This is a genomic window from Methanohalophilus sp. WG1-DM (assembly GCF_004104135.1).
Classification (GTDB): Archaea; Halobacteriota; Methanosarcinia; order Methanosarcinales; family Methanosarcinaceae; genus Methanohalophilus; species Methanohalophilus euhalobius.
This window is the reverse complement of record NZ_RRBA01000003.1, coordinates 204,628-228,660: the sequence shown is the minus strand read 5'-3', so window position 1 is coordinate 228,660 and position 24,033 is coordinate 204,628. Positions and strand designations below refer to the sequence as shown.

Genomic DNA, 24,033 nt, shown 5'->3' with positions numbered 1-24,033 from the left:
TGCCTTTTTCTGTTTATGCAATGTTTTGTAACATCCAGCAACCTGTCTTGGGATATTACAACTCATCTGGGATTTTAATTTTAATGTTTCACGAAGATAGGAGTATACTTCCTGCTGTAATTTCATTGCTGGAATCGGTTTACCTTTGTCAAAAAGAACTTCAGAAGCATAGTTCATTCCATCTGAATATTTCTGCATAGTTTCCACTAAATCGTTATCAGGATTTGCTATTTTTAAGATAACTGTTTTAGTGAGAAACATACAATAGTATGTTCACTTACTTATTATAAAAAATCACTTTTGTGAAATATCAGGCGCTTTCTTCTCCTACCTTACGGAAGGTGACTCCTGCTCGAAAAGTTGAATTATGACCAAACTGCAACTCAGTGGAAAGGTATATTGAGATAAAAAAGTAATTTTATGTACTCATTCTCAGAAACATTTTTATTCAAATGCCGACATTAAGAGGATGGCTCGATGATTAATTATATATGATAGTTACGGTAACATATTGCATTCATATTTACGAGGAAGTGTTATGGAGAATATAAAGATCGCAATTGCAGGGATTGGCAACTGCGCTAGCTCTCTCATTCAGGGTCTGGATTATTACAGGGATAAAACCGAGACAGATGCTATCGGTCTAATGCATTGGACCATTGGAGGATACGAACCCTCTGATATTGAGGTTGTAGCTGCGTTTGATATTGATGAAAGAAAAGTAGGGAAAGACATATCAGAAGCCATCTTTGCAGAACCAAATTGCACTGCTGTATTCTGTCCGGACATTCCCGAAAAAGGCATAAAAGTTACAATGGGCAGCATCCTCGATGGTGTTTCTGAACACATGACAGATTATGAAGATAAGTATAAATTCATAATCAGTGATGAAAGCGAGTCCACCAAAGAGGATATCGTTAAAGTTCTGAAAGATTCCGGTGCTGAAATGCTCTTGAATTTCATGCCTGTAGGGTCAGAAAAAGCTGCATGCTTTTATGCAGACTGTGCCCTGGAAGCAGGAATCGGTTTCATTAACAACATGCCGGTTTTCATTGCCAGTAATCCTGAATGGGCTCAAAAGTTCGAAGAGAAAAACCTGCCTATAATTGGTGATGACATAAAGGCCCAGCTTGGAGCCACTATCACTCACAGGACACTGGCAGACCTTTTCAGCAAACGTGGTGTCAAACTGGAAAAAACTTACCAGCTAAACACCGGTGGGAATACTGATTTCCTCAATATGCTCAATCGCAGCAGGTTGTCTTCCAAGAAAACATCCAAGACCGAGGCTGTACAATCCGTACTCAAAGATCGTCTGGCCGATGAAAATATACATGTCGGTCCAAGTGACTATGTGCCCTGGCAAAAGGACAACAAGATTTGTTTCCTGAGAATGGAGGGAAAACTGTTCGGCGATGTTCCCATGAATATCGAACTACGTCTTTCAGTTGAGGATTCTCCTAATTCTGCAGGTGTTGTAATCGATGCTATACGCTGTTGCAAGCTTGCACTTGAAAGAGACACCGGAGGAGTTCTCTATTCCCCTGCATCTTATTTCATGAAACATCCACCTAAACAATACAACGATGACGAAGCCTTCCTCATGACAAATGATTTCATCGAAGGCAACAGGGATAACTGAAACGCAAGATGCCTTATCAAATAAGGAAAATATTTGGTGTGGATTTTAGCGGGTCTAAGAAAGCCTGCAATAAAATATGGGTAAGTGAAGGCAGCGTTCACGATAAATTTCTCAAAATCCACACCTGTCATCCTGCTCACTTTTTTTCTGAAAGTCATGATACTCAGAGCTGTATTGCTGCTCTTTATAGCATGATCGCCAGGGAAAAATATGCTATTTTTGGAATGGATTTTCCTTTTGCACTACCATCTTCCCTTACAGAAGAAAACAACTGGAAGGATTTCATAATCAATTTCCCTCTGAAACATGCATCTGCAGAAAGTTTCAGGGATTACTATCGCCAGAAAACAGATGGTAAAGAATTCAAACGTAAAAAGGAAGATGAAAAAGGCGCACCATTTGCTGCATACAATCTCTGGTTGTACAAACAGACCTATCATGGTATCTCAAGGATAATTAATCCTCTTGTAAGGAATAACCTTGCCTGTATTCTTCCTATACAAACACCGAATCCTGAAAAACCCTGGGTAATAGAGATATGTCCGGCCTGCACCCTTAAAGAAAAGGGTCTATATGTGCCGTATAAAGGGAAAAAGAGTGACAGAGAATCTAATAGGAAAATGATTGTGGATAAGTTAGAAAAATTCAATATTGTACTCGATGATGAAATAAAAGATATATGTATTTCAAACACTCAAGGAGACGCTTTGGACAGTATTCTGGCAGTGTATGCCGTATTCAGGAATATGCATATTCTGGAAGGAAAAAATCCGGATGAACTTGAAAAAAGAGAAGGGGATATTTATTATTAATCCTCTTTTGCTTCTATATTCAATAGTTCATAAATATCATCAGGTTTTGTCAATATGTGCATATTTTCCATTTCAGCCAGTTTTTCTGAATTGGTAACATCAATGTCACGCATCTTCAACTTCATTTTTCTTCCACTGGGTGCATAGGTTGTAACATCGCCACGCACCTGATCAACAGGCAGGACATAAATAGGGGTTTGTCCTTTTGCTGTCTGGGCCACCACATTTGTTACAAGAGTATCGGCAATACCATGTGCTATCTTGGCAACAGAATTGGCTGTGGCTGGTGCGATTATTAAAGCATCATAGTGACCAACCTGCAGTGGACCGGCAATAAAAGGCGAGTTGGGGCCCGAATCTGTTTTGAAGTTGGGGAAATCATTTTGTATGTTATCCCACATGCGATACCACTTCATTACAGTTTCCCCTTCCTTTGAAAGAAATACCATAAACTCAATATCAGTTTTTTTCTGAATGTCTACCATTATGTCATACGTCTCTTTTATAAGGTCACCTGAGCCTGTAATACCCCATGCGATTCTTTTCATATTATCACTCCTGTAAATTAATAACCTGTAAATAGTTCATATTTGACTTTTGCTTTATCGATAGCCATTTCATATAGTATTTCCCTGACAGTCTTCACCATTGTCGGGGGGCCACATAAATAGAACATGCGGTCCCTGTAATCCGGAATTTCACGCAATATCATACTTTCACAGACACGCTCCCTGCAACCTGTCCAATCACTGGAAGCCCTGGTTAAGGTATGTACAACTTTCAGATTAGGATTGTGTTTTTGCATAATATCCAGTTCATCTTCAAAGGCAATATCCTGCTCTGTTTTGTTACTGGATATCATAACAATGTCCGTGTCCATACCTTTATCTGTACAGTATCGTGAAATACTGATCATGGGGGTGACCCCGATTCCTCCGCTGATTAGCGCAATTTTGTCATATTCTCCTGAATAGGTCATTTTCCCGAATGGGCCTTCAATCCCTACCGAATCACCGGGTTGAAGGGCAAGCAGGGCATTGGAAAACTCATGACCTGTGAGTTTCTTGGTAAATTCGATGATATCCTTGTTGGCCGGACTGCTGGAGATAGTAAATGGTTTACGCACTTTGCTGCCGGCAATTTCCAGTTCTACGAACATATACTGGCCTGCCACATAATTAAAATCATCTGGCCGGGGAAAAAGGAAACTTAGCACATCTTCGGTTCTGGGAATAATTTCCATCAGCCTTACATCAAATCGCAATCTATGCTCTCCTTTATTGTTCCAGTGTTTTCATTTGCCTGGATGTCTCAAAAAGTTTTTTCATTGTACGGCGCAGACTGCGTAGGCCTTCCTCATCCTCATCTATACCATCTGAACCTTTGTCCTTTGACCACAGGGTACCTCCCAGATTTGACCCGAAGGACCCTCCGGCAACAGGGAACATTTCGCTGATTACATAAAAATTCAATATAGTCTGGAGAGCGGGCTCCTGCCCCCCAACACGGTCCCCTCCATCTGCCAGTGCAGCACCCACTTTATTTTGAAATGCTTTGGGATTTGCCGCTACAACTGCCCTGCACCTGTCCATTATGGTTTTGGTCTGTGCACTGAGATTTCCCTGATATACCGGTGTCCCTATTATCCAGGCATCCGCCCACAGCATTTTCTCATACAGGTCTGATATATCATCTTTGTGTATGCATCCCTGTTTGGTCCTTATGCAATAATCGCAATGGATACAGAATTTTAATTCTTTCCCGCTTGCAGAAAAATACTCCACTTCAGCATTGTATTTTTCCTTTACATAATCCAGTGCATATTGCACGGCACGGGCAGTTGCTTTTTTGCGAGGACTGCCCGATATTCCAAGTATTTTCACAATGTCCTTGTCGGACATCATTTCACACTCCTTTCACTCAAGTACAATGGCATCAGCCGGACAGGCGTCCACACATTGTTCACATTCTATGCAGTCATCAGGACGTGAAACTACTGATTTTGTATCCCCGTTGGAATCTTCTTTCAGATCAAAAACGTCTGTGGGACATACCTCAGCACATTCGCCGCTTCCTATACATTTATCTTTGTCTACAACTGGTGGCATATTCTTCCTCCTTACATATTCCTTCTAAACAAATAAATTGTTAATAATGCGATCAAACCAACAACACTTCCAAATCCTGGTGTTCCTTCAGATTCTACTTCACCGTTTATTCCGCCTTTAACGGATTCCATCTCTACAATCGGAACTTCATACTCCTTTTGTTCAAAAAGTTCATCTATCAGGTGTTGGGGGGCAGATCTATAGAGCAATTTCGTATCAACTATAATGGGATTTGTTGCATCTGTCGGTATTGTGAAATTATGAATCTCTGTAGCAGTGGATGTAGGTGCAATCCTATTATCAGAGATTACATCGGTTATTTCCCAGAGTTTCAAAGTGGGTTCGCCGGAGGCATCGGCGTATATTGCCTGATAAACAATACTGTCTTCAATAGTCCCATTTATATCCAGATTTCCTGAATTGTAGATTTTGCGTCCCTGACTGTCTTTTATATCCACCTGGGTCCACATTTGCCTGGCTTCAGTAAGTCCTGTAGGCAAATTATGACCTGCACCGGAATTCGTAATTGAGACTTTTATGGCAACTTCTTCGCCTGGTTGCGCATTTTCGGGAATGTCTATTTCTAGTGTAGCCGCTTCCTGAAGTCTTTCGATTGCCATTTCTTTATGATCATCCTCGTCCAGTATCCCTGTAACAAATACATTGGCTCCTGCGAAGTTGTGCACCGATATATGGTCTCTTTTGGGTGCACCTGATCCAGCACGCCCGGGATTTGCCTCAAATTCAGTGATTCCCGGTGTCATATGGCAATCCTGGCATTGGACTTTTTCTTCAGCATAGGGACTTTCACTCCATGCCTGATAGGTGTCATCCAGCACTACACCGGATGTTGGGTGGGTGATCTGGTGGCACATTCCACAATACTCTGATTTTGTATAGAATTCACTGTACTGTGCTTCATGGAACGCAGATTCAGAATCCTCAAAGGGGCCATATTTGGTCTCAGAAGGAGTCACCGCATATCCTCCATTGCCTATCTCAGAGGACTCCTTTACACTGTGGCAAAAATCACAGCCCACTCCTTCAGCAGCTTCTTCACTAATATCAGGGTTATTTATAGGGGGAACCTGCCCTGAAACCACACTGGCAGGTATGTGACAGCGCGTACAGAAAACATCCAGAGAGCCATTTGTCTTTTCACTTGCAAGTTTTAGTTCTTCCTTATAAAATGGGTCATCAAAAGCATGATAATGCATACTACCTTCCCACTGGCTGGTCGTGATGGCATGGCATCTGTTGCAGGTAGAATATGAAGTAAAATCTTCATGCGATAAGGTACCTGCTTCAGTGGGGGAAGCCTCTGCTACAACCTCTCCACAGGCAAAAACGAATGTAAATATGAGAAATATGGCTATGATTCTCACTGTATACCCCTTCTGGAATCCCCCGTGAATATTAATCAGAAGGAGGCTTATATGCCTCCTTACTGTTTTTCCTGCAGTAACTTAAGTGCCTCCCTGCATGCTGCAACTGCAGGTGCACCTGAAGTGATAGATATCACTTCCATCGTTTCCATTATTTCCTCTGCTGTGGCGCCATTTTTCAGAGCGCTCTTCATCTGGGAGACCGTACAGGCCTCACACTGTTTGGAGGCAACGACTGCCAGTGCCATCAGTATCTTGTACTTGGCAGGCATGGCGCCGTCTGACAATAGTTTGTCATGACATCTCCTGTACTTCTTAACGAAGTTGGGATCGATTTCCTTCAGTGTGTGGAGAATATTCGGGGCAAACCCCATCTTATCCTCGATATCCTTTACTACTTTCTCATGTTCTGCCATCAATTAAACCTCCTATATGGAATCAATCAAAGGAATCTTCCACTGTGTTATCAAAACAGTAGTTGCACATAAAGTGGGGAAGGCCCTTATGAAGACGTTTGACCTCGGGTGGTTTTCCCACTGAAACCTGTAGTTTTACTTCTTTAGAGTGATCCATACACAGCCCTTTCCCGCAAACAATACATACTGCAGCGGCTTCTACATCTTTCCCTGCTTCAACACAGTCATAACATTTCATCATGGTACTCACCTCAGAAGTTTTCTTTCAAAGCCTCATGGCATGGTTTACAAAGTATTTTGAGTAGAGGTTGCATGTCCTTTAACTCACAGGCGTCTCCCATACATTTAAGTCTCACTTCATATTCCCCTTCCAATACGGGAACTTTTTCTCTTACAAGATGGTCCATACAGACGCCTCTGCCACATATGATACAGATGCTGACTGTGTCAGTATTTTTATTTTCTTTTTCACATTCAAAACATTTCATTATTGGTTCACTCCCTTATTGATTCTGAAATAATACATTAACAGGATGATTACTCCATAAGTTCCATTTCTTCCCCGCAGCAAATAAGTACACCGCCACCAACTTCAGTGACTTCAACTTCGTTGCCACAGATATTACAAATGTATTTTTCACCTACTTTTTGAACTCCCATAGATTCAACTCCTTGTATTTATTTGCATAATAAAAGAGGAGAGATGATTATTTATGTATATCGGTGATGGGGAAGATAGCAGCGTGTATCATATACTTGCAATTCGAAATGAGCCTGGAAGATTACTAATATAAAGGCAAACAGGAAAATGCCGTTCAAAATCAATAAGGTTTTAATATATGTATGCAATCCTCAATAGCGTCAATATATTGAATAATAGGAGGATTCAAATGTCATTTGGAATAGAGTTCGTACCAGGAGACCCAGTTCTCAAAATTGCCCACTATGCAAAGCTTGCTGAACAACAGGGATTTGACAATGTTTGGGTTACAGACCACTACAACAATCGTGATGTTTATACCACCCTTGCAGTGTTGGCTATAAACACCAACAGCATAAAACTCGGAACAGGTGTGACAAACCCATACACCAGAAATGCAGCCATTACTGCATCCAGCATTGGTTCCATAAACGAGATTTCCGGCGGCCGTGCGATCCTCGGTCTTGGGCCCGGAGACAAGGCAACCTTTGATGCAATGGGGATCCCATGGGACAAACCATTGACCACAACCAAGGAATCCATTGAAGCCCTTCGTGGCTTTTTGGGTGGGGAAAAGGTTGAAATGGATGGTGACATGATCAAATTCGGCGGTGCGAAAATAGCATTCAAGACAGGTGATGTGCCAATTTACATGGGTGCACAGGGCCCCAAGATGCTCGAACTTGCAGGTCAGGTCGCAGACGGTGTACTGATCAATGCATCCCACCCAAGGGACTTTGAAGTCGCAATGGAAAAAATAAAAGCAGGTGCTGACAAAGCAGGCCGCAGCATGGACGAGATCGATGTGGCAGCTTATGCATGCTTCTCTATCGACAAGGACGCTGCAAAAGCCAAGAACGCTGCAAAGGTCGTTGTTGCTTTCATCGTTGCAGGTTCTCCCGACATGGTGCTTGAACGTCACGGAATCGACCCTGCAGCCAAGAAGGATATAGGCGCTGCAATTTCCAAGGGAGACTTCGGAGCACTTATGGGTGACCTTGTAACTGATGAAATGATGGACGCTTTCTGTATTTGCGGAACCCCTGAAGACTGCAAGCAAAGGATCAATGACCTGAAAGACATTGGTGTTACCCAGATTGTTGCCGGTTCACCTCTTGGACCTAACAAAGAAAAAGCAATCAAACTCATCGGTAAGGAGATCATCGGAGGAAACTGATGGTTCATCCGAAGATACTAGAGGTCATTGATTATGACGTCTGTACCGCTTGCGGGGCATGTGTTTCAGCATGCCCTGCCGGTGCCATCGTCATGAACAAAAGGGCCGAAGTAAGAGACCCGGACAATTTGGAACTTTACACCAAAGGTGCTGCCCCAAATGTCTGTGAAGGTTGCTATACCTGTGGGCGCATCTGTCCCGTAGTGGATGGTTACGTCGAGGATGAATTTGCAAATGTCAGGAGTTTCTTTGGTGCAAAAAGTGACATCGAAGGACAGGACGGTGGTGCAACAACTGCAATTGCAAGCAAACTGCTTGAATTGGGGGAAGTGGACTGCTTTGTGGGAATCACCCGCAATGACAACTGGGAAACCGAACTGGAAGTCTTCACCGATCCAGAACAAATAAAGAGAGCCAAAGGTACCAAATACACATATGATTCCGTACTCTCTGCTCTGAGGGAACCCTTCGAACAATATGATAAAATCGGTGTAATCGGCGTACCCTGCCAGGCTCACGGTGCACGCTTGATATCCGAAAATGTCAATGACAAGATCGTGGTTATTATAGGGCTTCTTTGTATGGAAAGTTTTTATCATGATGTAATGTCCGAAAAAATCATAAAAGAGATAATGGAACTCAATCCTGAAGATGTTGTAAAATTCGACTTCGCAAAGGGTAAGTTCTGGGCATACACAAAGGATGGCGAAAGTCACAGTGTCAAAATTCCACAAGTTGGTCCGCATGCCAGGAATCCCTGCCACCACTGCTGTGATTACACATCAGTTTCAGCAGATATATCAATAGGTTCTGTAGGTACACCGGACGGATGGAACTGTGTCCTGATCCGTACAGACGAAGGTGAAAAATACTTCAAGATGGCTGAAGATGAGCTTGAGATAATGGAAGATCCAAAACCTGGAATGGACCTTGTCAAGAAACTGGCAACCACGAAACACAACAACAATTCACAACATTATCTTGAAGTTTGTGAGAAGTTCAGCTTCGATGAATGTGGCATCAGATAAAACATGAATCTTAAAAGGGCATTCTATATAGGGCGCTTCCAGCCATTCCACAAAGGCCACTATTCGGTCATAAAAACGATTGGAAAAGATATTGATGAACTCGTAATAGGTGTCGGAAGCGCTCAAAGAAGCCACGAGACACCGAATCCCTTTACTGCCGGTGAACGCATAATGATGATTCGTCATTCTCTTGCAGATACGGACATCAAACATTATGCAGTTCCCATAGATGACATCCAGCAAAACGCAGTTTGGGTTTCCTATGTCACTGCAAGGACTCCTCCTTTTGACATAGTCTATTCCAATAATCCTCTAATCCTCGAGCTTTTTGAAGAAGCAGGCATAGAAACAAAGCAACCTCCCATGTATCATCGGGAAAAGTATTCAGGCACTCTCATCCGTGAAAAGATGATTGCCGGTGAAGAGTGGGAACAATTCGTTCCTGAATCTGTTACAGAAGTTATTGAAGAGATCGATGGTGTCAGGAGATTAAAACATGTCTCCGGCAGCGATCAGACTTTCTGACAACCCCCGGTCCTTAATTTTTTATAGTACGTTCGTTGCATATTATATAGTGTAAGGAATATGCAGGGGACATCTAATGACCGACAGAGCACCGGTATTTTGTGAAAAATATTGTATTGTATGCAGGGGAGCAAGAGCTGGAAATCCCATTTGTAAGGCGATCCAGAATCTTGAACTCAAGATATTTGGTAAGGAAGGTTGCATATGGGGAAAAGCAAGGACCAGATATTACGGCGTAACACCTGATGAGAAAATACCCCCGGATAAGAAAAAGTGATCAGAATATTTCCCCGCTCCAATCAAAAGCACCGGGTTTGAATTTATCAAGGGGTGGATGTCCTGAGGATATGCCGTCGATTATCTCTCTTACATCCCCCGCAACTTCACTCATACTTCGACCTGTGGTACCAACTTCAAATACCATTTCACAGTTCTCAACTGACTCTACAAGTATAACATCGAGGCATTCTGCTTCTATATTCTCATCAACTTTTGCAGGTTGATAGCCTCTTTTTTCAAGCCTTTTTTTGAGTTCATTGGGAGCCGTACGTAGCACGATGGAAACATCTGTAATCAGATGGGCCATGTGGCTGTCAATAATTACAGGATTTTCAGATTCTTCTATGACTGACAGCCGTTTTTTTACCACATCAAGGTCAGTAACCACACAGTCCCGTTGCTTATCTTCTTCTACGAAAAGATTCTCGGATTTTATGATTTCGTTCAGATGAACCACTCGATACCCGAATTCATTCTCAAGCAGCCCGGATACAGATGTTTTCCCACATCCGGGAGTGCCGGTTAAAGCAATAAACATATGTCCTGAATACAATTGCCTTTACTATTAAGGATTAATCCTCCTGTATGACCAGGGCCAAAAAATTTTCAATGATTTTCAAACCATCACTCATCAGGACCGATTCAGGATGGAACTGGATGCCATAGACCGGGTGTTCCTTATGCTTAATCGCCATTATTGAGCCATCTTCTGTATGGGCAATGGATTCTAAGGGTGGGGCAAGTTCTTTAATTTCCAGGGAATGGTACCTTCCTCCTTCAAAAGGATTGGCAAATCCCGCAAAAAGAAGTGAATCATTGTGAATTATTGATGAAGCCTTGCCGTGGACGGGGCCATTTGCACACCTACCAGTACTGCCTCCGTAAGCCCGATTTATAGCCTGATGGCCAAGGCAAACTCCCAGTATAGGGGTATTTGGACCGTATTCCTTAATAATCTGGAGACAGTTACCGATATCCTCAGATCTTTCTGGAATTCCCGGGCCGGGTGATATGACAATGGTATCTGGTTTTATATTTCTGACCTCTTCCATTTCCACTGTATTTGGAACAACTACGGTTTCAACACCCAATACGGAAAAGGCATCCACAAGATTCCATACAAAGGAATCCCTGTTGTTTACAAACAGTACTTTCACATCATTCACCTCTTACCGCTTTGAGCATTGCAGCCATTTTGCGCTCGGTTTCCTCGTATTCTTTAGAAGGTACCGAATCTGCAACTATACCGGCACCTGCCTGTATCATTACCTGTTCCTCTCTCATAATGACCGTGCGTATTGCAATTGCAAAGTCTGCATCCCCGTTCCAGGAAAAGTAACCTATCCCTCCGCCGTAGACGCCCCTGCCGACTCCTTCAAGTTTTCTAATGATCTCCATTGCCCGTATTTTGGGTGCACCAGAAAGAGTTCCTGCAGGAAGAAGTGCCTTGATGGCATCGAACTGGTCGCATTCAGGTCTTAATTTACCTTCCACCGTACTTTCAATATGCTGTACATGAGAATAACGTACCACTTTCATAAAATCGGATACTTTTACAGAGCCACCTTCACAGACCATGCGTACATCGTTGCGGGACAAATCAACAAGCATCACATGTTCAGCCCTTTCCTTTTCATCATGAAGCATTATTTCGGCATAGCTGCAATCTTCAGCTTCGCTTTCACCCCCCGGGCATGTCCCTGCGATAGGATTGGTGATCACACGTCCGTTATCCACAGTCATCAGGGTTTCAGGACTTGCACCCACCACGGCCATATCCTTATACGAAAGCAGATACATGTAAGGACTCGGGTTAATGGAGCGTAGTTTCCTGTAAAGGTAAAGAGGACTATTCTGGTAGGGTAACTCATAGCGTCTTGAAAGTACCACCTGGAAAATATCGCCATCCAGGATATGTTCCTTTGCCTTGCTTACTGCATTTTCATATTCTGCCCGGTCCATCGTGCAGGAAATATCCTCATTCCTCGTACTACCCGCTTCATATTCCTCGATCAATGATGATCGATTAAGTACTACCTGCATGCTGCGGGCTTCTTCGAGTACATCATCATAGACTTGTGCTGCATTTGAAGAACTTACAAGTGGAGTTTTTATGTAATAAGTCCTTTTTTCAAGATGGTCAAAAACAAAGGTACTCGTGGTGAACATAAACTGCATGTCCGGTTCCTCTGCACCTTTTGGAACTTCCTGTTTCAACCAGCAATCATAGATAATGTCATATCCAGCATATCCCATTGCTCCACCCAGGAATGTCTGCCTGTCAAATCGATTTGCATTGAGAAGAGGCAGTGACTCATCGGCCACAAATACTTTCCTGAGGGCGTCTAATACTTCATATCCTGTTTTTATGGTTCCTTCAAAATGACAGGATTTGGATTCAAGAGAATCGCATATGTCTTCCAGTCTTTTTTCCATCAGAGCTGTCAGGGTCGATTCATGTGACATTGTCAGACAAACGTGTCTGCCCTTTACGGAAAGTAATGCGAGGGGGTCTGCACCTACAAAAGAAAAACGCGCGTGTCTGCTCTCTTTTTCTACAGATTCCAGAATATAGGAGTAATCAAAATGATTCTCCAGAAGAGTGTAGAGGTCAAGTGGGGAAAGGGACGTTTCCATCTCGGCTACCAGCTGTACAAGGGCCGGACTGTCCTCTTTATTAACAAGTGAAATGAACTCATCTCTTCCAATATCAAATTCCATCAATTACTACACCTCACAGCTCCTATAAAATCGCAAACACGATTCAAATCTTTTTTACCTTTTACTTCAACCCCGGAGGAAACATCCACTCCATAGGGGGATACGATATCCACACATTTACCCACATTTTGCGGATTCAGGCCTCCTGCCACAATCAACGGGACAGGGATGCTTTTTGCAACTTCGCTGCTTATTTGCCAGTCATGGGTCAGGCCACTGCCTCCGCCGACGCTACAGGCGGTATCCAGAATTATGGCATCAATCAATTTGTATTCTGCGAGTTCATTGATGATTTTAATAGTTTCAAGGACCTTTGTTTCATCCGAAATCGAAAATTTCTGGATTATCCGAACATGCATTGACTGCAGTGCAGTAAGTAATCTTCTGTTAACAGTGGAATGTACCTGCACCATATCCGGTCTTGCATTGCTTACAAGTTTCCTGGCATGTGTGATCGACTCTGGCATTATTACCATGACCGTAGTGACAAAAGGAGGAGTGGCTTTTATAAGTTCAGTGCTTAGTTCCATATCCAGATTGCGAGGCGTATCTACCGGCACTTCTGTTATAAAACCTACTGCATCAGCACCACAATTTACTGCAATAACTATATCATCCACAGACTTCATTCCGCAGATTTTCACCCTTATGGCAGGTTGCATTTGATCCCCTGGAATTTGTAAAATGTGCAAGTTCTCCGAGTTTTTCAAGAGCTTTGCCATTGTCGATTACCTTTTCAGCAACTCTTGCTGCTTCATTGAGGGACGGGGCCTTATCTGCAATATAGATAGCAGCGGCAGCGTTGGCCACAACTATATCCCTTTTGGGTCCCTTTTCACCCTGCAGGATATAACGTATGTCCGTTGCATTTTCTTCTGGAGTTCCGCCTACAACATCAGGTGCAGATACCCTTTTGAAACCCAGATCTTCAGGTTTAATCTCATAGGTAGTGATTAATCCGTCCTTTAGTTCTGCTACGTAGGTTTCCGAGAGGGTGGATATTTCATCCATTCCGTCACCATGGACCACCAGTACTCTTTCTTTGCCAAGTTTTCTGAGGGCATGTGCAAAGGGTTTGCAGAGGGATTTATCGTGTACACCCACAACCTGCCTGGAAGCAAGTGTCGGATTTGAGAGAGGGCCCAGGAGATTAAAGATTGACCGGAATCCAAGTTCTTTCCTGATTGGAGCAACCCTCTTCATGGCAGGGTGGAAATATGGTGAAAAGAGAAAACCGACTCCTACGGACTCCATACATCTTTTCACTTCTGCCGGAGAACAGTTCAGGTCAATACCGAGAGATTCAAGTACATCGGCACTTCCTGAAAGAGACGTTACGGCACGATTCCCATGTTTTGCGATTGGTACACCCGCAGCTGCAGCTATAATGGCTGCGGATGTGGAAATATTGATTGTGTTATGGCGATCTCCGCCAGTCCCAACAATATCTACAAGTGGTCCGGCAATTGCAGGTTTTATTATGACAGCTTCATCAAGCATTCCTTCTACAAAACCACTTATTTCTTCCACACTTTCCCCTTTTACACTTAAAGCCCCGAGAAAAGCTCCTATCTGGGCATCAGTTGCCTCCTGTAAGATATATTTCAGAGTTTTCTTTGCTTCAGTAGCAGTCAGGTCTTCTCCGTTTACTATTTTTTGCAGGCACCGTTGCATATAATCACCATTCATTAATGTATTAAGTTGTACAATTATGTACATGTATTCCATGGTATAAAAATGTACCTCTCATAATGCAACACCAAAATAAAAATACAATAAAACGAATAATAAACAGAGGAGCAATGAGTGAGAGATTATAATTCTGAATTATCCATAAAGGCAGGAATGGACCCCGGCACACTGATTCATGTTGGGGATAAAAAGGTGAAAGAACCTAAACTGACATTGGTGGAGTACAATGAAAAATATCTGAAAGTACATGTCAGTCAGGACATCGACATAATTAAAGGTCTGGAATTTGCAGAAGATAGGAAAATATGGATCAATGTAGATGGTCTGCACCAAACAGAATTAATTGAAAGTCTTGGAAAATTATTTGGGGTTCACTCCCTTGTGCTGGAAGATATTCTGGATACCACCCAGCGGCCCAAAACCGAATTCTATGAAGATTATATATATGTTACAATTAGGACTCTGTTTTACGAACGTCTGGAAAATGCAGTCGACTCAGACCAGATAAGCATAATACTGGGAAATAATTTCATTCTTTCATTTCAGGAAATGGGGACTGATTTATTCAAGAAGATCAGACAGAGAATGGAACGACCTGCAGGTAACATTCGCAAAAAGGGTGTGGACTATCTTGCCTATTCCCTTTTAGACTCTATTGTGGATAATTATTACCTGCTTCTGGAAGACATCGGAGAAGAAATTGAGAGGCTGGAAGACGAATTGATAAAAGAGCCAGCTTCTGCCACCTTACAAAGCGTTCATGAGCTAAAAAGGGAAATGATCGTTCTACGCAGGTCCCTCTGGCCACTCAGGGAAATAACTGCATCTCTTCAACGTGATGAATCCGGTTTAATCAGGGAAAGTACTGACATATATTTGCGTGACCTTTATGATCACTCGATACAGGTCATCGAGACCGTGGAAACTTACAGGGAAATGTTATCCGGCATGCTGGACCTTTATATTTCAACGGTCAGTAACCGGATGAATGAAGTAATGAAAGTACTGACAACAATTGCTACCATCTTTATCCCTCTTACTTTTATTGCAGGTGTTTATGGAATGAATTTTGAGTACATGCCCGAATTGAAATGGGAATGGGGTTATCCTGCAGTTATGATCTTTATGGCCACTATATCTGCGATTATGCTGTATTATTTCAAAAAAAAGTCATGGCTGTAAACCATTGAAGAATTCACATATAAATATGCATGTCCAATAATATTAAATAGAACATGTATATCAAATAAAAATCATTGAAAATATTTTATTAATGGTGTAGATGGGGTATATATCATAAAGTGGAAAAGCATACATCTTGAAACCAAGCTGATACTTCTGATTACAATCGGAACTGTAATTGTTTTACTGGGTGCCACGCTGGCTATCACTTCCACTGTTACGAATCAGGAAAAGGAACTTGCATACGACAAATCAATCAAGACTGCAGAAACTTATGCCAGCCAGTTCAATACGGATATGCAATCAAGTATGTCCATTGCACGTACCATTGCAAGCAGCCTGGAAAAATACGATACAAGGAATCGGACTGAAGTCAATGCTATGCTGGAACAAATACTGCGGGATAATCCCGATTTAATGGGTACCTATGTCTGTTTTGAACCAAATGCCTTCGATGGGAGGGATAAAGAATATATAAACACAACCGGCCATGATGCAACCGGTCGCTTCATTCCTTACTGGAATACAATTGGGGGTGAGATCAAACTCGATCCACTTTTATATTACCAGACATCTTCCTACTACCAGTTGCCCAAAAAGCTGGAAAAAGACGTAGTTACCGAACCCTACCTGTATGAAGGAACATTGATTGTCAGTTTTGTCTCACCAATAATGAAAGAAGGAAACTTTCAGGGAATTGGTGGTGTGTATGTTTCTTTGGATTATATTGATGATATTGTCAGTGATATAGAAATATTCGATACAGGTTATGCTGCCGTGGTGAGCAGGACAGGACTCCTGATGTCCCACCCTACCAAAAAGGAATGGATTGGCTACAAATCATTGAACTCATTTGACATACCAAACATACAGAAATTGAAAGTCGACGTATATAATGAAAGAAGGGGTCATATCGAAACTCTTGATCCGATTACCGGAAAAGAAGTAACTATTTTCTATGAACCTGTAGAAACAGGCAAATTCTCATTTTTGCTAATAGTCCCCAAAGAAGAAATGCTTGCAGGAGTAACTACACTCCAAAAACAACTTGCAGGCATTTCCTTTATAGCACTTTGTTTCATGGGGGGAGGGGCACTATTAATAGCCCGTTCCATATCAAAGCCAATAAAACGAATTGTTGGTAATATCAATAAGATATCGGATGAAGCAATCAAAGGGAAACTGGACGCACGGGCAAACACAGATGTAGACATTGATTTCCGGAATATTCCGGAAGAGTTAAACAGCATACTTGATGCCCTTGAAGAATCAAATGCTTCGATCCAGGAAATAATAGAAGTTATAAACAGCAGCCCGGTAATTGTTTTCAAATGGAAAGCTACACCCAGCTGGCCGGTAGAACTGGTGTCCGATAACATCAATTTGCTGGGATACTCAGCAGAAGAATTTGATTCAGGGCATCTATGGTATGGTGACATCGTACATCCACAAGACCTCGATAGAGTCCAGAAAAATCTGGATAAACAGATAGCAGAAGGACTGAATGAGTTTACGCAGGAATACAGGGTCATCACTAAATCCGGGCAAATCAAATGGGTTGATGAAAGGACACTCATTAATAGAGATGCAAAAGGTAACATAAAATATCTGCAGGGAATCATTCTTGACATCACTGAAAAGAAGGAAGCTGAAAAAGCAATTATAGAAGCAAAAATGATGGCAGAGGAGGCAAACCAGACCAAAAGCCAGTTTCTGGCTAATATGAGCCATGAATTGCGCACACCCCTAAACTCTATAATCGGTTTCTCAGATGTGCTGTTGGAGGAGGGGTTGGAGGAGGGATTTGGAAAACTAAATGAAAAGCAAAAAAAATATGCTCATAATATAAACACCAGTGGAAGACATCTCCTCGGAATTATCAATGATATACTGGATATTTCCAAAATTGAAGCTGGGAAAATGGAATTAGAACCTGAACAATTCGAACTCGAAGAAATAATTTCCGAATTGAAAAACACACTGGAACCTCTGGTCAAAAAGAAACAACTAATTTTGGATGTAGATACCAATCAGGAATATCCTGTTTATGCGGACAAGCTGAAGATCAAGCAGGTGCTGTATAATTTATTTAGCAATGCAATCAAGTTTACACCTGAAAAAGGAAAGATTGCAATTGACATTGATTACGGGGATGAAGATATCACTATTAGTGTATCTGATAGTGGGATTGGTATTCCTCCCGAAGAACAGGACAAAATTTTCGAATCCTTCAGACAACTTGATTCAGATTCCAATCGGCAATATCAGGGTACAGGTTTGGGATTAGCTCTGGTAAGGAATATTGTAGAGATGCACGGTGGTCAGATATGGGTTGAAAGTGAAGCCGGAAGGGGGTCCACCTTCAAGTTCACCCTTCCCCGGCAAAATGACATTTAAGCGGCTACACCCATGCCTGTTGCAACTATCAGCAGTCCTCCCAGTATTATAAACTGGCCATCTGCCATTAAGTCGCACAGGGAATTATTTCCTGCGATTCTCCCAAAGAAAATAACATAGCAGAGTGCATAAATAACTCCTGCTGCCAGTACTAACAAAGATGCAATTCCCAATTGTTGTATACCGGTGTTTATCATGAAATAACCTGCTAGAAGCGTCAGGCAGATTAATAATATGCGGGTTTTTTCTGCACCAAGCAATACTGGTATGGTGTCAACTCCTGAAATACTGTCACCTTCGATGTCTCTTATATCAAAAATTACAGTATTGACAAATACAAGAGAGAAAAAGTAAATAAACGTTACAAGTACCAGATCTCCCATTGCCTGACCATATACCAGTGAAGGGAGAAAGGCAGGAGTTGATGCCCATGCCGTTGCGATTACCAGATTTTTTACAGATGGTATTTCCTTGAGACGACGATAACGAAAACCTGAAGGAAGCCATGCAAAACTGTACAGTAAGCCACTGACAAGAGGTATGGCAGTAACAAGAAGAGCTTTTAATCCGTAGGGGTAAGCAAGCAGGAAAGCAAAAATATAAGCAAGAATTGAAGATAGGAACAAGAACTTTTCATATTTCTTGGTAAAAGAATAACGTTGTGAGTGGTTTATGGAATCTTCATCCTCGTCTGCTTTACGATCAATATTATAGACAGAATATGTGACAAAAAACATTATAGCCATCGTCTGCCAGGATAGGGCAAGACCCTGTAACTGACAGGCCATATATGCCATTACAGCTCCGGCTATTGAAAGATAAATCGAACTGTAGGTAAGGAAATCAAGAATTCTTTTGACAACTGTACCATCTAGATTCACCCTGTATGCAAGAGATTTATATTCACTCATGCATGCAATGTTTATAATAGAGGTAAACGTTAGTTGCGGTTCTTAATATTCATCGATTTGGTTAATCTTATTCATAATAATATATGTATACTTCTCAGCTTATATTGTATATTACAGGTCAAAGTTCATCCGGGAGATTTACATTATGTAAACTTCCGGAGGTCCCTTCAAAAACGACAGGTGTGTAGAAAACATGCTAAAAGAAGATCCCAGAATTTTGATAATCGATGACGAACCCGATATAATCGAATTGCTGGAAATTTTTCTTGAAAATTTCAAGACAATGTCATCTCTTTCTCCATTAGAGGGACTTGAGATAGCAAAAACTGAACATCCTGATCTAATTATACTTGACGTTATGATGCCTCAGATGAATGGTTATGAGCTATGCAGGGAGATTAAGCAGAATTCCTCTACTCAAAACATTCCGGTTTTTATGTATTCAGCTCTTTCTGATAGTTCTGATATTAAAAAAGGACTACAGGCCGGGGCAGATGAGTACCTGAAAAAACCAATCCATCCCTGTGAACTTGAAACAAAGGTACAGGAGACTCTGCTTAAAAAAAAAGCTGAATGCAGGGATCCTGCCAACAGGTCTATACTACAAAGTTAATACAGTTAGATCAAATCCAATTCAACTGCATCGTGCAGATAGTACTCAAACAAATTTTCACCCCATTTGATGGCATTTTCATCATAACTGAAAAGGTCTGTTGTAGTATCATATGTAACTCCATCACTCTTGTACAAACCTAGAGAAAGACATTTATCAGTGACAGTAAAACCGAGATTTATATCGTTATCGACCATAAATACCTGAAAATTGGGCAATTTCTGAAGCTGGTGAATTTGCTCAATGTAGGGTTGTTGTCTTAATTCCTCAACTACACTTTTTGTGACTATTAATTTTACGGGGATGCCTTCCTGTATCTTTTCTCCAAGAATATCAGCATGTCCTGAACTCATAATTGCAGTTATTCCATATATATGATCTGCTTTTTTGATCATATCCAGAAAGTGGTGGTACACATTGAAAATTTCCACATTAGTATCACTGACAATCTTCGAATCATAAAGACTACCTATGGATTCGAGTAAGGGTTGTGGTATAGCCTCCATATAATGGGACTTCCAGAATTCTTTATGTTCCAATACAGTACCCATGGTCATGACAGAATCTGCAACTCTGGAGGCTACAATTTTACCCAGGGGTGTTAGCCTGTATTCATGTTCTACACTTTCTATCAACTTATTGGATTCAAGAATTCTTATCTTTGGCAGCAGGGCCTGCGAAGTACTTCCTGTCACTTCACGTAGTTTAGCCAGTGTGTTGTTGTCTTCATCATAGAGTGACAAAAGCATCTGTGCCTGCAACCTTGACCTGTAGATAGCCTGCACATCCTTTTTTACATCCTCATATATATCGAGTATATCCATCCGATCTCACTCTCTTTCTGGAAGACAGTGGCATTTAATCTATTTAATAATTTCATATTGGATAATTTTGGATATAGCAGCCGCTTTTCATAGACAAATCCAAAAAAAAAAGAATATGGCAAACCAAAAGCGTCCTTTGTATATCCACCTTCAATTCTCTTTCAGGCCCAGAATAGAATATATTGTCCCGATATCCAGGTATTCTTCCATTATCTGTGCCAATTCTTCGTAAGGGTCATCTTCGAGATCTTCTTCATTGTACTCGATTCCCTTTTTCTCCAGAAGATAGGAAACAAAGGCTTTCCTTATGTTGGCATTGGAAAACAAACCATGTAGATAGGTTCCCACTACCATTCCGCTTTCATCAACGCAACCATCGTCACCAAATACCGGAGTATTTGAACCAGTATCTCCCATGTGAATTTCATAACCGCAGATGTTTTCGCCTTCTATTGAATCAAAAAGAGGACTTGCCCTGTTTACTTTCTTTGTCACCTGAACGGTTTTTTTCTTATATGCATCAAATATGGTATGAATATCCAGCAGGCCAAGTCCTTCATAGGTAGCATCTGCTTCACCCTCAATTGCCGCATCTTCGATTTGTTTACCCAGCATCTGGTAGCCACCACAAATGCCCAGGATAGGTACCTTCCTGTACAGGGATTGGATCTTTTCAGCCATGCCACTATCAAACAAATCCTGCAAATCACTTATGGTGTTCTTAGTACCGGGAATAATCACGGCATCAGGCGTGCCTAATTTATCATCCAGATTCACATAGCGTATATTTACAAGGCGTTCCAGGGGTTCAAAATCTGTAAAATTGGAAATTCTGGGAAGCCGGATTACAGCCACATCGACATCATACATTCCTGATGGAGATGACTTGTCCCCGATGGACACCGAATCCTCGGAAGGGATTCCAAGTTTTGAATAGGGCATGACACCCAGTACAGGAATGCCGGTAATCTGTTCCAGCTCATCCACACCAGCCTGGAGTATGGCGGGGTCTCCCCTGAATTTATTAATTATCATTCCCCTGACATTTTGCCTGACATCTTCAGGCAGAAGCTGGATAGTACCATAAAGACTTGCAAATACCCCCCCTCTTTCGATGTCCCCGACAAGTATTATTGGCGCATTGGTAATCCTTGCAGTACCCAGGTTTACAATATCCCTTTCATAAAGATTTATTTCAGCCGCTCCGCCTGCACCTTCCATAACGATTACTTCATAATCGTTCCCCAGTGTTTCAAGTGCCTGGCGAAGTACACCATGAGTTTCTTCTATTGAATCGTAGTAGGCACCTGCACTTTTGTCGGCATAAGGTTTGCCCATAAGTATGACCTGTGAAACCCTGTCACCTTTTGGTTTCAGAAGCACGGGGTTCATCTCAGCTGTGGGTTCAACACCTGCAGCCATTGCCTGTATTGCCTGTGCGATTCCTATTTCCTTGCCATCCGTTGTGATCCACGAATTCAGGCTCATGTTCTGCGCCTTAAACGGGGCAACCGTGTATTTGCGGGAAAATATCCTGCAAAGCCCGGTGACTATCGCACTTTTGCCTACATGCGACGCTGTACCCAGAACAAGTACACTTTTGGGAATACCATCTCCTTCCATTTACAACAACCTTTTATGTAGCTAGTGATATTGTATAGGTACAATATCCAATCAATTCCAATAAACTTTACTTGGGAAAACAATGTCTGAGCTACTACATATAAGCGGCGGGCCTACGAAACCCGAAATAATAGCTGTATCATTATCTAAACTTGACTTGAGTGAAGGGTGCACCTTTTATGATATAGGATGTGGTACAGGTGCAGTTTCCATTGCTGCATCAAAGTTGGCAAGGAATATAAAATTCACTGCCATTGATGCGCGTCAGGAAGCCATTGAAGTTGCAGAAAAGAATTTCAAGAATTTCGGACTCGATTGTGTAAAGCTCATACACGGTGAGTCATCAGAAGTTCTTGAACAACTTCCTCCCGAAAAAAAAATTGATTGTGCCTTTGTAGGCGGTACAAAGAATATTGGTGCTATTCTCAAATCTCTTGTAAAACATGAAGCAGGAAGCATCATCGTCAATGCAGTAAGGATTGAAACTGTGGTTTCTGTAATAAACCAAATGAAAGAACTTGGAATTTTTGACACTATTACTAATATATCAATATCAAGAGGATATCCAATTACCGGGGAAACCATGTTTAAACCAGAAAATCCCGTGTATATGATATCCGGAAAATACAGTAACATTCAAGGTGATAAAAAATGTTGATAGGAGTAGGACTTGGACCGGGTGACCCGGATCTTCTCACGCTTAAAGCTGTAAACGTCCTTAAGGACAGTGACAAGGTGTACGTGCCTGGCAAAATGGCAGAGGAACTGGTTAAACCATATACTGATTCGGAAATACTGGATTTTCCGATGTTGCGTGATTATGATGTGCTAAATGAAATATGGAAAAAGAATGCTGACATCATTGCCAATGAAGCAAGAAATGGAACTGTTGTATTCGGTCTGATCGGCGATCCTAACTTTTTCTCAACATTTACACATTTAAAGAGAGTCATGCGTAAATACTATCCGGACGTTGAAACTGCAACAGTGCCTGGTATCAGTTCAATTACTTCTTTTGCCTCACGTACCGATTCAGAAATCGATTCCTCTTTTGAAGTATCGGATGGTTCTGACAAAAAATCAAAGATTGTACTGAAGGCAAAACATACACAGGACATAATCCGTAATCTGGCAGAAGAAGGATATGATAATTTCATATTTGCTGAAAGGCTGTTCCTGGATCGGGAAAGGATTATAAAGGGCAAGGAGAACATTCCCGGGAAAGGTAATTACTTCAGTATTCTCTATGCAGAAAAAGGGGGTAAATAAATGGATGACAAAATCGCTTTTGTCGGTGCTGGTCCGGGAAACGCCAAATTGATCACCGTACTTGGTAAGGAAAAACTGGAAGAGGCCGATATTGTGGTATATACCGGTTCACTGGTAAATCCTGAAGTGCTCGAATATTCAAAAGGCAAAAAGATAGACAGCTATGGAATGACCCTTGAAGAGACTACCAAAGTGATGGTGGATGCACTTAATGAAGGCAAGAAAGTTGTCCGGCTTCACAGTGGAGATCCATCCCTTTATGGTTCTATCATCGAACAGATGGAAGAATTGAAAAAATACGATATTGAAGTCGAAAGGGTACCCGGAGTATCCTCTGTTTTTGCAGTTGCTTCATCTCTTAACACCCAGCTGACATTAAACGGTGTTTCCGATTCCCTTATAATAACCCGTCCCGCAGGCAAAACACTTGGGGAAGATAAAATTCCTGCCCTTTCCAGACATGGTGAAACGATGGCAATCTTTTTGGGGACCCAGAAGATTGAACAGATCATGGAAAAACTGGAATGTCCTTCAGACACTCCGGTTGCTGTAATTTACCATGCATCCTGGGATGATGAACAGGTAATCTACGGAAACGTGGAAACAATTGCCCAAAAGGTCAAAAAAGAAGGAATCCAGCGCTCTGCCATGATTATTATCGGAGGTGTGGTGGATCCGAAAAATTACAGGAGGTCACACCTATACGGAGTACACCAGCCACCGCTGTAA

At 41.8% G+C, this 24,033-nt stretch carries 29 protein-coding genes and 1 pseudogene; 12 read left to right on the top strand and 18 right to left on the bottom strand.

What is annotated here, in order from left to right; all coding sequences use genetic code 11:
• A pseudogene (locus tag CI957_RS04290) lies at positions 1-261 on the bottom strand (RNA-guided endonuclease TnpB family protein); the annotation flags it as partial.
• A 277-nt stretch (positions 262-538) separates the two neighbouring features.
• On the opposite strand from CI957_RS04290, the gene CI957_RS04285 reads away from it, so the two are divergent.
• Together CI957_RS04285 and CI957_RS04280 are read left to right on the top strand one after the other, a co-directional pair.
• Complete coding sequence (locus CI957_RS04285) at positions 539-1,642, top strand: inositol-3-phosphate synthase (RefSeq protein WP_128754270.1); 1,104 nt, start codon at positions 539-541, stop codon at positions 1,640-1,642.
• 8 nt (positions 1,643-1,650) lie between these two features.
• Positions 1,651-2,454 (top strand): hypothetical protein, encoded by an 804-nt coding sequence (locus CI957_RS04280; protein WP_096711900.1) that lies wholly within the window; start codon positions 1,651-1,653, stop codon positions 2,452-2,454.
• On the opposite strand, the gene afpA is transcribed toward CI957_RS04280, so the two are convergent.
• The 9 genes from afpA to CI957_RS04235 are packed head-to-tail and all read right to left on the bottom strand — an operon-like array spanning position 2,451 to position 7,023.
• Positions 2,451-3,002 carry an archaeoflavoprotein AfpA gene (gene afpA / locus CI957_RS04275; protein WP_096711899.1) on the bottom strand — a complete coding sequence of 184 codons (552 nt, stop codon included), beginning with the start codon at positions 3,000-3,002 and terminating at the stop codon, positions 2,451-2,453. The genes CI957_RS04280 and afpA overlap by 4 nt on opposite strands.
• Positions 3,003-3,019: 17 nt before the next feature.
• The gene (locus CI957_RS04270) at positions 3,020-3,718 is read right to left on the bottom strand and encodes a ferredoxin--NADP reductase (protein WP_096711898.1); all 699 of its coding nucleotides are present in this window, start codon (positions 3,716-3,718) and stop codon (positions 3,020-3,022) included.
• A 13-nt stretch (positions 3,719-3,731) separates the two neighbouring features.
• A complete protein-coding gene (locus tag CI957_RS04265; protein ID WP_128754275.1) occupies positions 3,732-4,355 on the bottom strand; it encodes a flavodoxin family protein in 624 nt (207 codons plus the stop codon).
• Positions 4,356-4,370: 15 nt separating this feature from the next.
• Positions 4,371-4,562 (bottom strand): ferredoxin family protein, encoded by a 192-nt coding sequence (locus tag CI957_RS04260; RefSeq protein WP_096711897.1) that lies wholly within the window; start codon positions 4,560-4,562, stop codon positions 4,371-4,373.
• An 11-nt stretch (positions 4,563-4,573) separates the two neighbouring features.
• On the bottom strand, positions 4,574-5,947 hold the full coding sequence (locus CI957_RS04255; protein WP_241645893.1) for a multiheme c-type cytochrome: 1,374 nt from the start codon (positions 5,945-5,947) through the stop codon (positions 4,574-4,576).
• A gap of 59 nt (positions 5,948-6,006) precedes the next feature.
• Positions 6,007-6,363 carry a carboxymuconolactone decarboxylase family protein gene (locus CI957_RS04250; RefSeq protein WP_096711895.1) on the bottom strand — a complete coding sequence of 119 codons (357 nt, stop codon included), beginning with the start codon at positions 6,361-6,363 and terminating at the stop codon, positions 6,007-6,009.
• 22 nt (positions 6,364-6,385) lie between these two features.
• On the bottom strand, positions 6,386-6,604 hold the full coding sequence (locus CI957_RS04245) for a DUF2180 family protein (protein WP_096711894.1): 219 nt from the start codon (positions 6,602-6,604) through the stop codon (positions 6,386-6,388).
• 10 nt (positions 6,605-6,614) lie between these two features.
• A complete protein-coding gene (locus CI957_RS04240) occupies positions 6,615-6,851 on the bottom strand; it encodes a DUF2180 family protein (protein ID WP_096711893.1) in 237 nt (78 codons plus the stop codon).
• Between the two features lie 49 nt (positions 6,852-6,900).
• Positions 6,901-7,023 (bottom strand): desulfoferrodoxin FeS4 iron-binding domain-containing protein, encoded by a 123-nt coding sequence (locus CI957_RS04235; protein ID WP_072360257.1) that lies wholly within the window; start codon positions 7,021-7,023, stop codon positions 6,901-6,903.
• A gap of 230 nt (positions 7,024-7,253) precedes the next feature.
• Here CI957_RS04235 and mer point away from each other — a divergent pair, with 230 nt between their 5' ends.
• The 4 genes from mer to CI957_RS04215 all read left to right on the top strand — a co-directional run bounded on the left by mer (position 7,254) and on the right by CI957_RS04215 (position 10,070).
• Positions 7,254-8,240, top strand: a complete 987-nt coding sequence (gene mer / locus CI957_RS04230; protein WP_096711892.1) for a 5,10-methylenetetrahydromethanopterin reductase — start codon at positions 7,254-7,256, stop codon at positions 8,238-8,240.
• Entirely contained in the window at positions 8,240-9,268 is a 1,029-nt protein-coding gene (gene fpoF, locus CI957_RS04225) for a F420H2 dehydrogenase subunit FpoF (RefSeq protein WP_096711891.1), read from the top strand. Before mer ends, fpoF begins: the two co-directional genes overlap by 1 nt.
• 3 nt (positions 9,269-9,271) lie before the next feature.
• Positions 9,272-9,793: a nicotinamide-nucleotide adenylyltransferase gene (locus CI957_RS04220; RefSeq protein WP_096711890.1), complete on the top strand. Its 522-nt coding sequence runs from the start codon at positions 9,272-9,274 to the stop codon at positions 9,791-9,793.
• A 76-nt stretch (positions 9,794-9,869) separates the two neighbouring features.
• Positions 9,870-10,070, top strand: coding sequence for a hypothetical protein (locus CI957_RS04215; RefSeq protein WP_096711889.1), 201 nt, complete (start codon positions 9,870-9,872; stop codon positions 10,068-10,070).
• Here CI957_RS04215 and CI957_RS04210 read toward each other — a convergent pair whose 3' ends face one another.
• From CI957_RS04210 to trpD, 5 genes are read right to left on the bottom strand one after another with little or no spacing between them, the layout of a single operon-like run.
• Entirely contained in the window at positions 10,071-10,610 is a 540-nt protein-coding gene (locus CI957_RS04210; RefSeq protein WP_096711888.1) for an adenylate kinase family protein, read from the bottom strand.
• Positions 10,611-10,644: 34 nt separating this feature from the next.
• Positions 10,645-11,229 carry an aminodeoxychorismate/anthranilate synthase component II gene (locus tag CI957_RS04205; protein ID WP_096711887.1) on the bottom strand — a complete coding sequence of 195 codons (585 nt, stop codon included), beginning with the start codon at positions 11,227-11,229 and terminating at the stop codon, positions 10,645-10,647.
• Position 11,230: 1 nt separating this feature from the next.
• Entirely contained in the window at positions 11,231-12,793 is a 1,563-nt protein-coding gene (gene trpE / locus CI957_RS04200) for an anthranilate synthase component I (protein WP_096711886.1), read from the bottom strand.
• Positions 12,793-13,422, bottom strand: a complete 630-nt coding sequence (locus tag CI957_RS04195) for a phosphoribosylanthranilate isomerase (RefSeq protein ID WP_206631034.1) — start codon at positions 13,420-13,422, stop codon at positions 12,793-12,795. The genes trpE and CI957_RS04195 overlap by 1 nt, the downstream gene beginning before the upstream one ends.
• The gene (gene trpD, locus CI957_RS04190; protein ID WP_241645889.1) at positions 13,406-14,482 is read right to left on the bottom strand and encodes an anthranilate phosphoribosyltransferase; all 1,077 of its coding nucleotides are present in this window, start codon (positions 14,480-14,482) and stop codon (positions 13,406-13,408) included. Before trpD ends, CI957_RS04195 begins: the two co-directional genes overlap by 17 nt.
• 117 nt (positions 14,483-14,599) lie before the next feature.
• Between trpD and corA the strand changes: the two genes are divergently transcribed.
• Positions 14,600-15,667, top strand: a complete 1,068-nt coding sequence (gene corA / locus CI957_RS04185; protein WP_096711884.1) for a magnesium/cobalt transporter CorA — start codon at positions 14,600-14,602, stop codon at positions 15,665-15,667.
• An 87-nt stretch (positions 15,668-15,754) separates the two neighbouring features.
• Positions 15,755-18,064, top strand: coding sequence for an ATP-binding protein (locus CI957_RS04180; protein ID WP_342764916.1), 2,310 nt, complete (start codon positions 15,755-15,757; stop codon positions 18,062-18,064).
• Here CI957_RS04180 and CI957_RS04175 read toward each other — a convergent pair.
• Entirely contained in the window at positions 18,061-18,975 is a 915-nt protein-coding gene (locus tag CI957_RS04175; RefSeq protein WP_096711882.1) for a UbiA family prenyltransferase, read from the bottom strand. The genes CI957_RS04180 and CI957_RS04175 overlap by 4 nt on opposite strands.
• A 193-nt stretch (positions 18,976-19,168) precedes the next feature.
• On the opposite strand from CI957_RS04175, the gene CI957_RS04170 reads away from it, so the two are divergent.
• Positions 19,169-19,588, top strand: a complete 420-nt coding sequence (locus tag CI957_RS04170) for a PleD family two-component system response regulator (protein WP_096711881.1) — start codon at positions 19,169-19,171, stop codon at positions 19,586-19,588.
• A gap of 5 nt (positions 19,589-19,593) precedes the next feature.
• On the opposite strand, the gene CI957_RS04165 is transcribed toward CI957_RS04170, so the two are convergent.
• Complete coding sequence (locus CI957_RS04165; protein WP_096711880.1) at positions 19,594-20,412, bottom strand: winged helix-turn-helix domain-containing protein; 819 nt, start codon at positions 20,410-20,412, stop codon at positions 19,594-19,596.
• A gap of 150 nt (positions 20,413-20,562) precedes the next feature.
• Entirely contained in the window at positions 20,563-22,035 is a 1,473-nt protein-coding gene (locus CI957_RS04160; RefSeq protein ID WP_096711879.1) for a cobyric acid synthase, read from the bottom strand.
• 82 nt (positions 22,036-22,117) lie between these two features.
• Here CI957_RS04160 and cbiT point away from each other — a divergent pair, with 82 nt between their 5' ends.
• Genes cbiT through CI957_RS04145 form a run of 3 tightly spaced genes read left to right on the top strand, consistent with a single transcriptional unit; the run spans position 22,118 to position 24,033 of the window.
• On the top strand, positions 22,118-22,693 hold the full coding sequence (gene cbiT / locus CI957_RS04155) for a precorrin-6Y C5,15-methyltransferase (decarboxylating) subunit CbiT (RefSeq protein ID WP_096711878.1): 576 nt from the start codon (positions 22,118-22,120) through the stop codon (positions 22,691-22,693).
• Positions 22,687-23,304, top strand: coding sequence for a cobalt-factor II C(20)-methyltransferase (locus tag CI957_RS04150; protein WP_096711877.1), 618 nt, complete (start codon positions 22,687-22,689; stop codon positions 23,302-23,304). Before cbiT ends, CI957_RS04150 begins: the two co-directional genes overlap by 7 nt.
• Positions 23,305-24,033: a cobalt-precorrin-4/precorrin-4 C(11)-methyltransferase gene (locus CI957_RS04145; protein WP_128754269.1), complete on the top strand. Its 729-nt coding sequence runs from the start codon at positions 23,305-23,307 to the stop codon at positions 24,031-24,033. It abuts the gene before it with no gap.